Source organism: Streptomyces sp. NPDC003023, assembly GCF_042888225.1.
Taxonomy (GTDB): Bacteria; Actinomycetota; Actinomycetes; order Streptomycetales; family Streptomycetaceae; genus Streptomyces.
Window position 1 is genome coordinate 170,497 of the sequence record NZ_JBIAPL010000011.1, and the last position, 15,016, is coordinate 185,512.

Here is a 15,016-nt window from a genome sequence, read left to right on the forward strand (position 1 = left end):
CACAGGTTCGGGCGAGGAGCGGTCACAGTGCAGCGCTGGCGTGGCTTGGAGGACATCCCCCAGGACTGGGGGCGCAGCGTCGTCACCATCGGCTCCTACGACGGCGTGCACCGTGGGCACCAGCTGATCATCGGACGCGCCGTGGAGCGCGCCCGCGAGCTGGGAGTGCCGTCGGTCGTCGTGACCTTCGATCCGCACCCCAGCGAGGTGGTGCGCCCCGGCAGCCACCCGCCGCTGCTCGCGCCGCACCACCGTCGTGCCGAACTGATGGGCGAGCTGGGCGTCGACGCGGTTCTCGTCCTGCCCTTCACGGCCGAGTTCTCGCAGCTCTCGCCGGCCGACTTCATCGTCAAGGTCCTCGTCGACAAACTGCACGCGCGCTCGGTCATCGAGGGCCCCAACTTCCGCTTCGGCCACCGTGCCGCCGGCAACGTCGCCTTTCTCGCCGAGCTCGGTGCGACCTACGACTACGACGTCGAGGTCGTCGACCTGTACGTGCGGGGCGAGGCGGGCGGCGGCGAGCCGTTCTCCTCGACCCTCACCCGCAGGCTCATCGCCGCCGGAGACGTCGCGGGTGCCTCCGAGATCCTCGGGCGGCCCCACCGGGTCGAGGGCATCGTGGTGCGCGGCGCCCAGCGCGGGCGCGAACTCGGCTTCCCGACGGCGAACGTGGAGACCCTGCCGCACACCGCGATCCCGGCCGACGGCGTCTACGCGGGCTGGCTGACCGCCGCCGGCGAGCGGATGCCGGCGGCGATCTCGGTGGGCACCAACCCCCAGTTCGACGGCACCGAGCGCACGGTGGAGGCGTACGCGATCGACCGCGTGGGGCTCGACCTGTACGGGCTGCACGTGACGGTGGACTTCCTGGCGTACGTGCGGGGCCAGGAGAAGTTCGACACGATCGACTCGCTGCTCGTGGCGATGGCGGACGACGTGAAGAAGTGCCGCGAACTGACCGCGCGGTACGACACCCGCGAGGCGTGACGCTTCGGGCCCGCCCGTTTTCTGTCGTCTCGGGCGGGGCCCGGTCCGTGTCGCTCGGTGTCCGGGTGCCGCTGAAGGGGCGTTTCCTGGGCTGCTGTCCCGAACCCGTGCCTGCCTGGGACTCACGACGCCTTGTGTCCCGGACACGCCCCCTGCGCATCCCTCTGCCCCGGCAGGCCCCCTGGCCGCCGCCGGTGGGCCGGGGAATCAGCCCCCGGCCTCGCCCTGTCCCCGGGGCGCGTGAACACCGGTGCGGTACCCGCTACGACGCCGCGTCGTCCCACAGGCCGGTGCTGTGGGCATCGACGAGAGCGACGATGCGGGTGAGGACGTCCCCGGCCGGCTGCGGGTCGAGCCGCCGTCCGTCCCGCAGACGCAGCGCGACGTGGTCTTCAGCGGCTTCCCTGGCACCGATGACTGCCTGGTAGGGAACCAGACGGGCCTCTCGGACTCGGGCGCCCAGGGTGCCGCGTTCAGGCCCGGCGATCTCGGCACGCAGCCCGAGGCCGTCGCATCGCCGGGCGAGTGCCGCGGCGTTGGCCAGTTCGGTGTCGGAGACCGGGAGGATCGCCAGCTGGGTGGGGGCGAGCCAGGCGGGGAACGCGCCGCCGTGCTGCTCGATCAGATGGGCGACGGCCCGTTCCACGCTGCCGATGATGCTGCGGTGGATCATGACCGGGCGGTGTTTGGCGCCGTCCGCGCCGATGTAGTGCAGGTCGAACCGCTCCGGCTGGTGGAAGTCGACCTGGACGGTGGACAGGGTGGACTCACGGCCCGCTCCGTCGGTGACCTGGACGTCGATCTTGGGTCCGTAGAACGCGGCCTCCCCCTCCGCCGCCTCGTAGGCCAGACCGGAACGGTCGAGGACGTCGGTCAGCAGGTCGGTGGAGCGCCGCCACTTCTCGGGCGCGGCGACGTACTTGCCACCGGGGCCGGGGAGGGAGAGCCGGTAGCGGGCCGGGGTGATGCCGAGTGCTTCGTACGCCCGGCGGATCATCTCCAGTGCCGCCTGCGCCTCCTCGGCCACCTGGTCCAGGGTGCAGAAGATGTGGGCGTCGTTGAGCTGGATGGCCCGGACCCGGGTCAGTCCGCCGAGTACGCCCGAGAGTTCGGAGCGGTACATGCCCCCGAGCTCGGCCATGCGCAGGGGCAGTTCGCGGTAGCTGTGGGAACGGGACCGGTAGATCACCGCGTGGTGAGGACACAGGCTCGGCCGCAGGACGACCTCCTCGCCTCCGAGGTCCATCGGGGGGAACATGTCGTCGCTGTAGTGCGCCCAGTGCCCGGAGATCTCGTACAGCTCCCTCTTGCCGAGCACCGGTGAGTACACGTGCCGGTACCCCGCCCGCCGCTCGGCGGCGCGGATGTACTCCTCCAGGGTGTGCCGTACGGTCGCGCCGTCGGGCAGCCAGTACGGAAGTCCCGCGCCGATCAGCGGGTCGGTGTCGAACAGGGCCAGTTCACGGCCGAGCTTGCGGTGGTCCTGCATGGTGGTCTCCTCGCGGACATCGGGCGAGTGAGCGCAAGGCGAAGCCCCGGGGCACTCGCCCCGGGGCTTCGGACTGAGACATCTGTCAGCGCGCCGGGACACTCTCCGGCGTCGTCGTCATGGCAGCGCGCTTCATGCCGGGAACCGTAGCAGGCCCCAGCGATGACCACACGGTTATTTTTCGGTGGGGCCGAGCTCAGGGTGACGCGGTCGCCCAGTGGCACGCGACCTGCGGGGCCGGGGCGTTGGGGAGGATCGGCAGGGCACGGGAGCGGCACAGGTCCGCGACGCCCGCACGGGCCGCCTCGCCCGAGGAAAGGATCTGGCACCGGGCGTGGAAGCGGCATCCCTCCGGGATACGGGACGGGTCCGGCGGCTCACCGGTGAGGACGACCGGTGGCCCGTCCGACTCCGGCAGTACCGACAACAGCGCTTGTGTGTACGGGTGTTGCGGCGACGTCAGGACGTCCTCGACGGGCCCCGACTCGACGATCCGCCCCAGGTACATCACCGCCACCCGGTCCGCGATGTTCCACGCGAGACCCAGGTCGTGCGTCACGACGAGCGCGGAGAGACCCAGTTCGTCCCGCAGACGCAGCAGGAGCGCGAGGATCTCACCGCGTACGGAGGCGTCGAGCGAGGCCACCGGCTCGTCGGCGACGATGAGTTCCGGCTCCAGCACCAGAGCGCCCGCGATGACGACGCGCTGCCGCTGTCCGCCGGAGAGTTCGTGCGGGTAGCGGAGGAAGAAGCGCTCGGGCGGACGCAGGCCGGCGCGGGACAGCGCTTCGGCGACAGCCGCGCGTTCGTCTCCCGTGTGGCCGTGGATCCGCAGTCCTTCCGCCACGGCGTCGTACACGGTGTGCCGCGGGTTCAGTGATCCGCTCGGGTCCTGGAGGACGAGCTGGACGCGCTTGCGGTACGCCTTCAAAGCGCGAGAGCCGTAGCCGAGGGGCCGGCCGCCGAAGGTGATCCTCCCGGCGGTGGGCGTCACCAGGCCAAGGAGCGAACGCGCCAGCGTGGTCTTGCCGCAGCCGGACTCGCCGACGAGGGCGACGATCTCGCCCGGCCCGATGTCGAGGTCGACGCCGTCGACGGCCCGCGCGGACGGCGCGCCCCGGCGGCCGGGGAAGGTGACGTGGAGCCCGGAGGCGGACAGCAGGGGAGAGGCGGTCGTGGTCGGGGTCATGACGTGCTCCTGTGTCACAGCTGCTTCTCCGTTCCGGCGCCGACGCCCGATCCGCCTGTGCCGGACGCGCCGGCGCCCGGTCCGCCCGGTCCGCCCGGTCCGCCCGGTTCATTCGGTCCATCCGGTCCGGCCGGTCCGGCCGCGCTCGACGCGCCCGTGCCGACGAGTACGCATGCCGCCCGGCGTCCCTCGCTCGCCGTGACCAGCTCCTGGTCCTGTTCGGAGCAGCTTTCGAGCGCGACCGGGCATCGCGGGTGGAACGTACAGCCGCCGGGCAGCGACGAGGGGTCCGGCGGGTCGCCGGGCAGGCCGCGCGGCGCGCGGCGCGAGGCCGGGTCGCCGATGCGCGGGAACGCGGCGGACAGGGCCCGCCCGTACGGGTGTTCCGCGCCGTCGTAGACCGCCCGCGCCGGGCCCTCCTCCACGACCCGGCCCGCGTACATCACGGCGAGCCGGTCGCAGGTGTCGGCGAGGACCCCGAGGTCGTGGCTGATCATCAGGAGGCCGATGTCCTTCTCGGTGACGAGTCGCTCGATCAGCCGCAGGATCTGTGCCTGGATCATCACGTCGAGGGCGGTGGTCGGCTCGTCGGCGACGATCAGCTGCGGGTCGCAGGCGAGCGCCATCGCGATCATGACCCGCTGCCGCTGTCCGCCGGACAGTTCGTGCGGGTAGGCCTCGGCGCGGGAAGCCGGCAGGCCCACGTGCTCGAGCAGCTCGCCGACGCGTCGCCCGGCCTCCGCCGAAGTCGTCGTCCTGCGGTGCAGCATGATCGGCTCGGCGATCTGGTCGCCGACGCGGTGCACCGCGTTCAGCGAGTGCATCGCGCCCTGGAAGACGATGGACGCGCCCGCCCACCGTACGGCCCGCAGCCGCCCCCACTTCATGGTGAGGACGTCCTCACCGTCGAGCAGGATCTCGCCGGTCAGCTTCGCGGACGCCGGGAGCAGCCGCAGCAGGGCCAGTGCCAGCGTCGACTTGCCGCAGCCGGACTCGCCGGCGACGCCCAGCTTCTGCCCGGCTGCCAGCGACAGGTCGACGCCGCGTACGGCGGGCACGGCCCGTGTCCCCGAGCCGTAGGTCACGTGCAGGTCCTTGACCTCGAGCAGGCTCAACGCGCCACTCCCAGCTTCGGGTTGAGTACGGACTCGATGGCCCGGCCGCACAGGGTGAAGGCGAGCGCCACGAGCGCGATGGCGATTCCGGGAGGGGCGAGGTAGGACCAGTGGCCGGAGGACACCGCACCCGCCTCGCGCGCGTCCTGGAGCATTCCGCCCCATGAGACGACCGTGGGATCGCCGAGGCCGAGGAAGGCCAGTGTCGCCTCCGTCAGGATCGCACTGGAGATGCCGAGCGTGGTCTGCGCCAGCACCAGGGGCATCACGTTGGGCAGGACATGACGGTTCATGATGTGGCCGTGCCCGCCGCCGAGTGCCTTGGCCCGTTCGATGTAGGGCCGGGACTCCACGGCGATGGTCTGGGCCCGCACCAGCCGTGCCGTCGTGGGCCAGCTGGTGATGCCGATGGCGATGATGACGGTCCAGATGTTGCGTGACATCACGGTCGCGAGCACGATCGCCAGCACCAGGGCCGGCATGACGAGGAACCAGTCGGTGATCCGCATCAGCACGGTGGAGAACCAGCCGCCGTAGTGGCCGGCGACGATGCCGACGAGAGTGCCGATCGCCACGGACAGCGCGGCGGCCAGCAGCCCCACGGTGAGCGAGATCCGCGCACCCCACACCAGCAGTCCGAGCAGTGAGCGCCCGAACTGGTCGGTGCCGAGGAGGAATTCACCGCTGGGCTTCTCCATGGCGGTGCCCGGCGCGTTCGTCACGCTCTGCACGTCGCCGCCGACGAGCAGCGGCGCGGCGAGCGCGGTCAGCGCGATGAGTGCCAGCGCCGCGAGGCCGAAGAGCCCCGCGCGATGGCCGCGGTACGCCTTCCAGAAGCGGGCCGCGGAGTGGCGGCGCCGCTCCCGGGCCAGGGACTTCGCGGTCCGGGAGGGGCCGGCCGGCGAGCCGCCCTGCGGTGCGGGCGTCGTCGCCGCGGTCGTCGGCGGAGTCGGTGTCGTCGTCATCGGCCCACCCGGGGATCGAGCAGCGGATAGAGCAGGTCGGCAAGGAGGTTCATGATGATCATCGCGCCGGCGAAGACCACGAACAGCCCTTGCACGAGCGGCAGGTCGGGCACGCTGAGTGCCTGGTAGAACAGCCCGCCGAGGCCGGGCCAGGAGAAGACCGTCTCGACCAGGATCGAACCGGCCGCCACATGGCCCAGGTTGATGAAGACCATGGTGACGGTCGGCAGCAGCGCGTTGGGCACGGCGTGCCGGCGCCGTACCACGTCGTCGCGCAGCCCCTTGGCCCGCGCGGTCGTCAGATAGTCGCTGCCCATCTCGTCGAGGAGTGAGGACCGCATCACGAGCAGCGTCTGGGCGTACCCCACGGCGACGAGGGTGAGGACCGGCAGCACCATGTGGTGGGCCACGTCCGCCACGTACGCGAAGCCGCTCTCGTTGCCCGATTCCATGCCGCCGGTGGGGAACATACCGGGAATGGGACCGACGCCCACCGAGAACGTGATGATCAGCAGGAGACCGAGCCAGAAGCCCGGCACGGACCACAGGGTCAGCGCCACACCCGTGTTGAGCCTGTCGCCGAGACTGCCGTGCTGCCAGGCCGAGCGGGTGCCCAGCCAGAGCCCGATCGCCGAGTAGACGACGACCGCCACTCCGGTGAGCAGCAGCGTCGCCGGGACCTTCTGGGCGATCAGGTCACCCACCGGTGCGTGGAACTGGTACGACATGCCGAGGTCACCCGTCAGGGCACTCGCGCAGTAGTCGGTGAACTGCTGCCACATCGGCTTGTCGAGGCCGAACTGCCGCCGCAGCGTGGCCAACTGCTCGGCGGAGGTCGGCATGCCATGGGTCATGGCCTTGACCGGGTCGCCGGGGATGATCCGGAAGAGGAAGAAGCTGGTGACGAGGACGGCGAGCAGCGAGACCGCCGCGCCGCCGAGCTTGCCCGCCACGTAGCGGAGGTAGGCGCGTACGTTGCCGCCGCTCGCGGCGCGGGCCTCGGGGGCCCGCGCCACGGCGGTCGTGCCAGTGGTACTTGTGGTGCTCATCGACTATTCACGGTCTTCCGCGGTGGAACGGCGACGCCTCGCGACGAACAGCCCGAGAGCGGCGGCGAGGACCACGGCCGCGCCGACACCGATCACGACGCCCGAGGAGGAGCCGCTGTCGGAACCGCCGTCGGCCGCGGCCGGCTCCGCCGACCACCAGCTCCAGTAGCCGTCCTGGCCGTAGATGTTGCCGGCCGCTTCCGGCATCGTCGTGATGGACTTGATCTGGTCCGTACGGTACGCCTCGACGGCGTTCGGGTACGCGAGGACATTCATGTAGCCCGTGTCGTACAGCCGGGACTGCATCTGCTTGACCAGGTCGGCACGCTTGGCGGTGTCGTACTCGACGACCTGCTTCGCGTACAGCTCGTCGAACGGCTTGTCGCAGATGAAGTTGTCCGTCGCGCCGATGTCCTCGGGCGTGGCGGGCAGCGCCGCGCAGGTGTGGATCGACAGGACGAAGTCCGGGTCGGGGTTGACGGACCAGCCGTCGAAGGCCAGGTCGTAGTCACCCTTGAGCCACGGGTCGGAGACGTTGTCGAGGCACTCGACCTTCAGCCCGATGCCGAGCTCGCCCCACCACTCCTGGAGGTACTTTCCGATCGCCTTGTCGTTCGGGTCGGTGGCGTGGCAGAGGATACGGAGGTCGAGCGGCTTGCCGTCCTTGCCGAGTCGCTTGCCGCTGCTGTTCTTCTTGTAGCCGGCCTCGTCGAGGATCCGCGCTGCCTTGGCCGGGTCGTAGGCGATCTTCTGGTCCGCCTCCGGCTTCCAGAAGTACGAAGCGAAGCGCGGCGGGATGTACCCCTCGCCCTCCACGGCGTGGCCCTGGAAGACCTTGTCGACGATGGTCTTGCGGTCGGTCGCGTGGAAGAGCGCCTTGCGCACGGCCGGGTCGAGCACGGCCTTGTGGCCGTTGCCGAACTTCTGCCCGTCCTTGGACTGCGCGCCCGGGTTGGTGGCGAGCGCGAAGAAGCGGCGGCCGGGAGCGTCGTTGACCTTGATGTTCTCGGCGCTTCCCAGCGCCTTGGCCTGCGCCGGGGTCAGGCCCTGGACGAACGACACCTCGCCCTTCTGCAGGGCCGCGACCGCCGCGTCACCGTCCTTGTAGTACTTGAAGACCAGCTCGTCGAACTTGGGCGCGCCGCGCCAGAAGGTCTTGTTCGGCGCGAGCTTCACGTACTGGTCGACCTTGAAGTCCGTGATGACGAACGGCCCGTTGCCCACGATGGGGAACTGCTGGTCGTTGTTGAACTTCGAGAAGTCGCCGACCTTCTCCCACACATGCTTGGGAACGATGGGCACGTCCAGGGCCGTCATCGTGGCCTGAGGCTTCTTCAGCTCGATGACGAGCGTCTCGGGGTCGGGAGCGGTGACCTTCTTGAAGTTCGCGGTGAAGCTGCCGTTGGCGGTGGCGGCATTCGGGTCGGACATCATCTTGTTGAACGTCCAGGCCGCGTCCTCGGCCGTGGCCTGCTTGCCGTCCGACCACTTGGAGTCGCCACGGATGGTGTACGTCCACGTCAGCTTGTCCGGCGAGGACTTCCACTCGGTGGCGAGACCGGGGACGGTGTGGCCGTCCTTGGGGTCGTAGTTCGTCAGGTAGTCGTAGGCCAGTCGGTGGATGGACGTGCTCACCAGGCGCTGGGCCAGGAACGGGCTCAGCGAGTCGATGCTCTGCGACACGGCGACCGTGAGGACCTGCTTCTCGTCGCCGGCGGCCGCCTGGGCCTGAGTCTGTGCCTGCGTCTGGGTCTGTGCCTGCGCCTGTGTTCGGGGCTGCGCCTGGGCCTGGGGGACCACGGCGCCCGCCATCACCAGCGCGGACGCCGCGGCGCCAGTGGCGAGGACCAATCGGAGGCGGGGACGTTGCCGGTGGGTGCTCTGGGGTGATGCCGTTGTGACCATGGACAGTGACCTCGCGTCATTACTCGCACGGAGAGGGCGGGTTGGTGATCTCTGGTTCGCCAGCTGGTGAAGCGAAGGTTTATCAGGGTGGTCATGCCGCGTCAACGGCCGCTCAAACCCCGTGTGGGCTGCGGGAATGCGTCGAGGGCCCGCACCGGCGAGTCGGTGCGGGCCCTCATTGGTTCAGACCTCTGTTGCTTTACTGCTGAGGGGCTGGCGGTGCCTGCGGAGGCTGCTGCTGCGGCCATCCGCCGGGCGGGAACTGGCCGGGCGGAACCTGTCCCTGGGCATCGGGACCGCCGGCCGCCGCAGGCGGCGGGCCGGCCGGATTCGCCGGTGGCTGACCCTGGGCGGGAGGCTGCTGCCAGCCCTGCGGCGGGTACGCCTGCTGGGGTCCGCCGTACGGGGGCTGGGGATGCTGGGGGTTCTGGGGCTGCGGCGGGTACGGGTGACCGGCCCCCGGGGCGCCCGGTTGTCCGGGCATGTGCTGGCCGGGCTGGGCGGGTTGTCCGGGCATGTGCTGGCCGGGCTGGGGCCGGCCCTGCCACGGTCCCTGGCCCTGGCCCTGGCCGTGGCTCGGCATCGGCGGGGCGGACTGCGGTGGCGGGTTGCCGTCCGCCGTCCAGAGCCCCTGCTGCTGCTGGGCGCGTACGAAGTCCTCGGCGATCAGCGCGGAGAGGTTGAAGTACGCCTCACGGGTCTTGGGCCGCATCATGTCGAGATCGACCTCCGCGCCCGCGGCGAGGTGCTCGTCGAACGGCACGACCACCACACCGCGGCAGCGGGTCTGGAAGTGCTGCACGATGTCATCGACCTTGATCATCTTGCCGGTCTCGCGGACCCCGGAGATGACCGTGATCGAACGCTGCACCAGATCGGCGTACCCGTGCGCGGCCAGCCAGTCCAACGTCGTCGACGCGCTGCTCGCGCCGTCGACGGACGGCGTCGAGATGATGATCAGCTGGTCGGCGAGGTCCAGCACCCCGCGCATCGCGCTGTAGAGCAGGCCCGTGCCGGAGTCGGTGAGGATGATCGGGTACTGCTTGCCCAGCACGTCGATCGCGCGCCGGTAGTCCTCGTCGTTGAACGTCGTGGAGACGGCCGGGTCGACGTCGTTGGCGATGATCTCGAGACCGGAGGGCGCCTGCGACGTGAAGCGGCGGATGTCCATGTACGAGTTGAGGTACGGGATCGCCTGGACGAGGTCACGGATGGTCGCCCCGGTCTCACGGCGCACCCGGCGGCCGAGGGTACCGGCGTCCGGGTTGGCGTCGATCGCGAGGATCTTGTCCTGCCGTTCCGTGGCCAGGGTCGAGCCGAGTGCCGTGGTGGTCGTCGTCTTGCCGACACCGCCCTTGAGGGAGATGACCGCGATCCGATAGCAGGACAGCACCGGCGTACGGATGAGGTCGAGCTTCCGCTGCCGCTCGGCCTCCTCCTTCTTGCCGCCCAGCTTGAAGCGGTTGGCGGCCGACGGGTTACGGCTCGACTTGGGCTTCTGCCTGTTGTTGCGCAGCAGTCGGTCGGAGGACAGTTCGACGGCCGCCGTGTACCCGAGCGGCGCGCCCGGCACCGAGCGTTCACGCTGGTCGTGCGTGACCGGCGTGGGCCACGCGGCACCGGTGCGGGGGTCGACGGTGGGCCCGGAAGGCTGTCCGTGCGACTGCGCGGGGTACGGTCCGCCCTGCTGCGGAGGTGCTTGCGGATGGCCCGGCGCGGGTGCGCTCGGCTGTCCGTACTGCGCCGGCGGTTGTGCGGGCTGGCCGGGCTGGCCGGGCTGGCCGGGTTGTCCCTGGGGGAAGCCGTAGCCACCCTGCGGCGCGGGCGCGGCAGGACCGCCGTGCTGTCCGTGCTGCGCCGGCGGCTGCGCGGTCTGGCCGGCGTGGCCGGGCTGTCCCGGCTGTCCCTGCGGGAAGCCGTAACCGCCGTGCGGTGCCGCAGCGCCTGGTGCCGGAGCGGCGGGCTGTGCGGGTCCGCCCTGCTGCGGGAAGCCGTAACCACCCTGCGGCACAGAGGCGTCCTGGCCCGGCGCGGTCGGCATCGGGCCGGCCGGGGCGGGGGGAGTCTGCTGCGGGAAGCCGTAGCCACCCTGAGGCGCGGGGGCGCCCGGCCCGGCCTGGTGGGGGAAGCCGTAACCGGCCGGCTGCGCCGGTGCGGACGGGTCCGCTCCCGGTGTGGCGGCGGGCCACTGCGGTGCGGTCGTCGGTGCGGCAGGCTGGAACTCGGGCGGAAGCGGCGGCAGTCCACTGTCCTGGGCCGGGGGTGCGGGCGCCCAGGGGCTGCCGCCGGCCGGAGCGTCCTGCGGTGCGGTACCGGCGGCGGCCGGGACGGCGCCCTGGGGAACGCCCTGCGGGGCGACGGCGGCGGGCGGGTTGCCGGCCGGCGCGTCGTCCGCCGCCTGTACGGTGCCGGCGGCATTCACGCTCTCGGGGCCGGTCCCTTCCGCGGCGCCCGCGTCGGCGCTGTCGCCGTCACCGGCGGTCGGGGACTCGCCGAACGGCCTGTCACCCGCGGCATCCGCGTCGGCGTCCGCGTCGCCCTCGTCGTGCCGGGAGGTCTCGGTGTCCACGGCGGCAGGGTTCGCCGTGCCGCCGTCCTCGTCGTCGTGCTCCGCGGTGGAACCGCTGTCACCCGCCCCGGCGGCGTCCGCCGACCCCTGAGGGTCCGTGTCCGACGGGTTTTCGCCGGTGCCCGTGCTGGTGCCGGCGCCATCGCCTGCCGTGCCCGCCTCGGCGGCCGCGGCCAGTTCCGCCATCTCACGCTTCAGCGCGGCGGGGGAGAAGCGCATGGTGGCGCCGCTCTCGAGATCTCCGCCCCCGAAGGACGGCGACGACACCTCGGGGTCCTGCGGCCGAGGTGCCTGGGGCTGAGGTGCCTGGGGCTGAGCGGCGGCAGCCTGCGAGGACGTGTCGGACCCGGCGGGCACCGGAGCCTCGAAGGGCGCCGATGTGCCGTCCGCGGGCCGTGCCGGAACCGGCACGGAAGGCGCGACCGGGGGCGTCGTCATCGGCGCGGCAAGGGGCGGGACGGGCGCGGGTTCCTGCGGTGCGGGCTGTGCCTGCCCCTGGCCCGGTACCTGGGCCTGGGACCAATTCGGCTCGTACCCGCTGCCGGTCGGCAGGCCCGGCACGGCCACCGGTGCTCCCTGCGGCGGAGGCGGCGTGGGTGTCTGCTGCCCGGTGCCCCCGCCCGAGGTGTCGCCCGACGCGTTCTGCGTGTACCAGGCAGGCGGGGTGTAGTCGATGGTGAACTCACCCGTCAGCTCGGCGGGCTCCGCGTCGGACTCGTCGACGGGAATGTTCCAGCCCCCGTGGATGTCGTCCCGATCGCCGTTCACTTTGCCTCCTGGTGTGGTCGAGCACCCTTGTGCCGTCGTGGGTGGGGGCCACCGCCTTCTTCGGAACGGCCCGGCTCTCCCCCTGGGACGCGGCCCGCGTGCCCGCGGGTTCTCGTGCGGCCCTTACCCAACCCTAAACGCCGACGACGCCACTCCGGCAGGCCCGTCGGGCGGTCGGTCACTGTCCCCTTCGTCACGCCGTGCCCCGGGGTGACCCTGCTATGTCAGACGGTGAGAAATCCGGCGGTGCAAACCGGCACAACCCGCAACGGAACCCGCCTGCCCGGCCCATGTGCCGGGCGCTGCCCAACAATCCGGTCTCGGCACCGGCGGCATGACCGGCACCGCGGCGACGTACATTCGAGAACCGCCGAGGCCGCAGGCGGGCTGGAGGCCGGATCTCGGGTTACCGACCGACCGACCGACTGCCTGGGCCTGTCGGAGAGGGACGGAATGTCGCGTCGGCCGAGCCTCAGTGCAGGTCGAACTCGCCGTCGCGAGCGCCGAGCACGAAGGCGCGCCACTCGGCTTCCGTGTAGCGCAGCACCGTGTCGTGGTCCAAAGACGAGCGCATCGCCACGGCACCACCGGGCAGATGAGCGATCTCCACCCGCTCCTCGTCCGGGCTCGTGCCGGGAGCGCCGTGCCACTCGACTCCGGAGATGTCGAGGGCGTACAGCTCGTCCTTCTCCTGCTGGCTCCCCATGGGTCAACTTCCTTTCGGTACAGCCGAGATGGTCCTGCCCCCAGGTGCAGGGGGCCGAGGAATGCCTTGGGCCTCCACGTACCGCATCCTAGAGTCGGCACCGCCACAGGGGGCGGGCGTCGGCCGTACTGTCCACCTGCGGGTGAGACGACGAGCCCGCCCACCCCGTTCCCGAGGCGAAGCAGGCCGGCCAGGCCTCAGTCCATGCGGCGAGCAACGCCCAGCAGGCCGGTCTCCGCGTCCGTGGCGCTCGTGAGCACCCAACTGCGTTCACGTCCCGAGCACCAGAGCGTGACACCGTCCGCGAGCGTCGGCAGAGCGTCGCTCTCCGCCCTGGCCAGTCCCAGGATGCGTCCGATCTGGGCGGCTTCCTGCGGTGAGACCCGCTGGATGCCGACCATCGTCGAGTCACGCAGGAGCCGGGGCGCCACCGGGCTCAAGTACGGCAGCAGAGTCAGCACGGACTGCCACGGCGAGGAGACGACGCGACCGCGCGGCGGCCGCATGCCGCAGTCCCGCACCACGACCACCGGACTGCCGACCGTCGCGCCCATCGGCGGGACACGTCCCACGTCGTGGAGGGTTATGCACTGGAGACCGGCACCCGCGGCCTGCGCCAGCCGCGTCCACTCCTGCGGCCGACCGGTTTCCACCGCCACCCGCGCACCTGTGCCCGCCGCACGCAGCGCCAGGACCTGGGCCGTCCAGAGACCGCCGATCAGCAGTACCTCGTACGGAGTCGAACGGTGGAAGCCCAGCAGCTGCGGGCGGCCCTCCGCGTCGTCACCGATCACGACGCCGTCGTCCCCGACCGGGAGGGAAAGCGCGCCGAGGTCGTCGGCGGGCATCGTGTGCCCTGCATGACGCGGGCCGAGCACTCCCCGCAGAGCACGCTTCGTCGCGGACCGGGCCATCAGCGGGCACCTCCGAGGGGCAGGGTGGCGAGCACACCGGGCAGCTGCTCGCGGTCCAGACGTACCAACCCGACCTTGGCCGACCGCGCCGCCTGCTCCAGCACCCGGCGGACGCCGACCAGTTCGGTGTCGGAGCCGCCGGTGACCCGCACATGGCCGCTCACGTCGATGGCGCCCTGACGCGTGCCGCGGCGCACCGTCAGACTGAAGGTCGTGGCGTAGGCCGGGGCCGCGGTGAGCAGGGACACCAGCTTGGGCAGCGGCGTCGCGCCGCGGCCCAGTTCCGGCCAGCGGCCCACCGCGTACGTGGTGTGCCACCGGTCGTCGCACCGCCAGACGCGGGCCGTCTCCGCGGTACGGCGCTGCGGCGCCGCGTCCGCGCTGCCGGGACGCGCCGCGAGCCGGGGGCTCGCGCACGCGGCGGTCGCCATGGTGGAGTTCAGCTCCTCCTGGTCCAGCACCACCGCCTGGAAACCGGCGCCGGTGACACGGCTCGCGATGTGGTCGGCCATGCGGACAAGGCACCGCTGGGCGCCTTCGACACCCCCGCCGCGGGCCTCGACCGCCTCCCGGCAGAGTTCCGGATCGAGCTTGACCGCCACCCAGGTCATCCTCAGCGCGGGCGCGCCGGTCCGCTCCTGGAGCGGGGCGTAGGAGAGCCGGGCCATGGACTGCTGCGGCAGATGCGGTGCCGGTGCCGAACGCACCTGCTGGACCAGCTGCGCCGACTCCAGCACGATGTCGTCCACCTCGAGGGTGTCACCGAGCAGGGACAGGGGCAGTGCACGGGCTCCGGCAGCCGGACGCAGCGCGGCACCGCTCGCCTCCACGCGCACCACCGCGGTCAGGAAGGTGCCGTCGCCGAGCATTCCGACGGTTCGGCGCTCACGGTCGATGTAGGCGAACGGGCGCAGCCCGGGCGCCCCCTCGACGACCGGGGCGAGCGAGGCGTCCACATCCGCCGCGGCAGGCGCGGAGGGCTGCCGGCGGGAGCGGAGGGCCGCGACCGTGGAGAGCCAGTCGGGCAGTGCCTGACCGCGACGGCGTATCACGGTGAGCAGTATCAGCAGACCCCCGACGGTGCAGGTGGGGATCATCCAGAGGCCGCCGAGCGCGACGCCGACGGCCGCGAGTGCGAGCCCCGCCTCGATGAGGACGAGTGCCCGCATCTCGACGGGTCCGACCCGGCTGGTGCGGGAAAGAGCGCGCAGGGTGGTCGTGGCGGGGACGCCTCGGGGCGCGGTGGCCGCGGTCCCGTTGCGGCGTTGCCGGCGGGAATTGCCAGGGGCTCGAGCGGGAGTCCGCCCACTTCGCGTGCGAGTCGCGGTACTCATCGCCGCGTTGCCCCCTCGTGTCCGTA

General features: G+C 71.7%; 11 protein-coding genes. 1 reads left to right on the top strand and 10 read right to left on the bottom strand.

Going from position 1 to position 15,016, the window contains the following annotated elements; all coding sequences use genetic code 11:
• Positions 1 to 27 precede the first annotated feature (27 nt).
• The gene (locus tag ACFYV1_RS29350) at positions 28 to 987 is read left to right on the top strand and encodes a bifunctional riboflavin kinase/FAD synthetase (RefSeq protein WP_389398620.1); all 960 of its coding nucleotides are present in this window, start codon (positions 28 to 30) and stop codon (positions 985 to 987) included.
• A gap of 262 nt (positions 988 to 1,249) precedes the next feature.
• On the opposite strand, the gene thrS is transcribed toward ACFYV1_RS29350, so the two are convergent.
• From thrS to eccE, 10 genes are all read right to left on the bottom strand, one after another.
• A complete protein-coding gene (gene thrS / locus ACFYV1_RS29355) occupies positions 1,250 to 2,476 on the bottom strand; it encodes a threonine--tRNA ligase (protein WP_389398621.1) in 1,227 nt (408 codons plus the stop codon).
• A gap of 196 nt (positions 2,477 to 2,672) precedes the next feature.
• Entirely contained in the window at positions 2,673 to 3,665 is a 993-nt protein-coding gene (locus ACFYV1_RS29360; protein ID WP_389398622.1) for an ABC transporter ATP-binding protein, read from the bottom strand.
• Positions 3,666 to 3,679: 14 nt separating this feature from the next.
• Positions 3,680 to 4,780 (bottom strand): ABC transporter ATP-binding protein, encoded by a 1,101-nt coding sequence (locus ACFYV1_RS29365; protein WP_389398623.1) that lies wholly within the window; start codon positions 4,778 to 4,780, stop codon positions 3,680 to 3,682.
• Complete coding sequence (locus ACFYV1_RS29370) at positions 4,777 to 5,745, bottom strand: ABC transporter permease (protein WP_389398624.1); 969 nt, start codon at positions 5,743 to 5,745, stop codon at positions 4,777 to 4,779. The genes ACFYV1_RS29365 and ACFYV1_RS29370 overlap by 4 nt, the downstream gene beginning before the upstream one ends.
• Positions 5,742 to 6,794 carry an ABC transporter permease gene (locus tag ACFYV1_RS29375; RefSeq protein WP_389398625.1) on the bottom strand — a complete coding sequence of 351 codons (1,053 nt, stop codon included), beginning with the start codon at positions 6,792 to 6,794 and terminating at the stop codon, positions 5,742 to 5,744. Before ACFYV1_RS29375 ends, ACFYV1_RS29370 begins: the two co-directional genes overlap by 4 nt.
• Positions 6,795 to 6,797: 3 nt before the next feature.
• Positions 6,798 to 8,699, bottom strand: coding sequence for an ABC transporter substrate-binding protein (locus ACFYV1_RS29380; RefSeq protein WP_389398626.1), 1,902 nt, complete (start codon positions 8,697 to 8,699; stop codon positions 6,798 to 6,800).
• Between the two features lie 199 nt (positions 8,700 to 8,898).
• On the bottom strand, positions 8,899 to 12,036 hold the full coding sequence (locus ACFYV1_RS29385) for an SCO5717 family growth-regulating ATPase (protein WP_389398627.1): 3,138 nt from the start codon (positions 12,034 to 12,036) through the stop codon (positions 8,899 to 8,901).
• 472 nt (positions 12,037 to 12,508) lie between these two features.
• Positions 12,509 to 12,742, bottom strand: coding sequence for a DUF397 domain-containing protein (locus ACFYV1_RS29390; RefSeq protein WP_389398628.1), 234 nt, complete (start codon positions 12,740 to 12,742; stop codon positions 12,509 to 12,511).
• Positions 12,743 to 12,939: 197 nt separating this feature from the next.
• Complete coding sequence (locus ACFYV1_RS29395; RefSeq protein ID WP_389398629.1) at positions 12,940 to 13,656, bottom strand: hypothetical protein; 717 nt, start codon at positions 13,654 to 13,656, stop codon at positions 12,940 to 12,942.
• Positions 13,656 to 14,990, bottom strand: a complete 1,335-nt coding sequence (gene eccE / locus ACFYV1_RS29400) for a type VII secretion protein EccE (RefSeq protein ID WP_389398630.1) — start codon at positions 14,988 to 14,990, stop codon at positions 13,656 to 13,658. The genes ACFYV1_RS29395 and eccE overlap by 1 nt, the downstream gene beginning before the upstream one ends.
• Positions 14,991 to 15,016 lie beyond the last annotated feature (26 nt).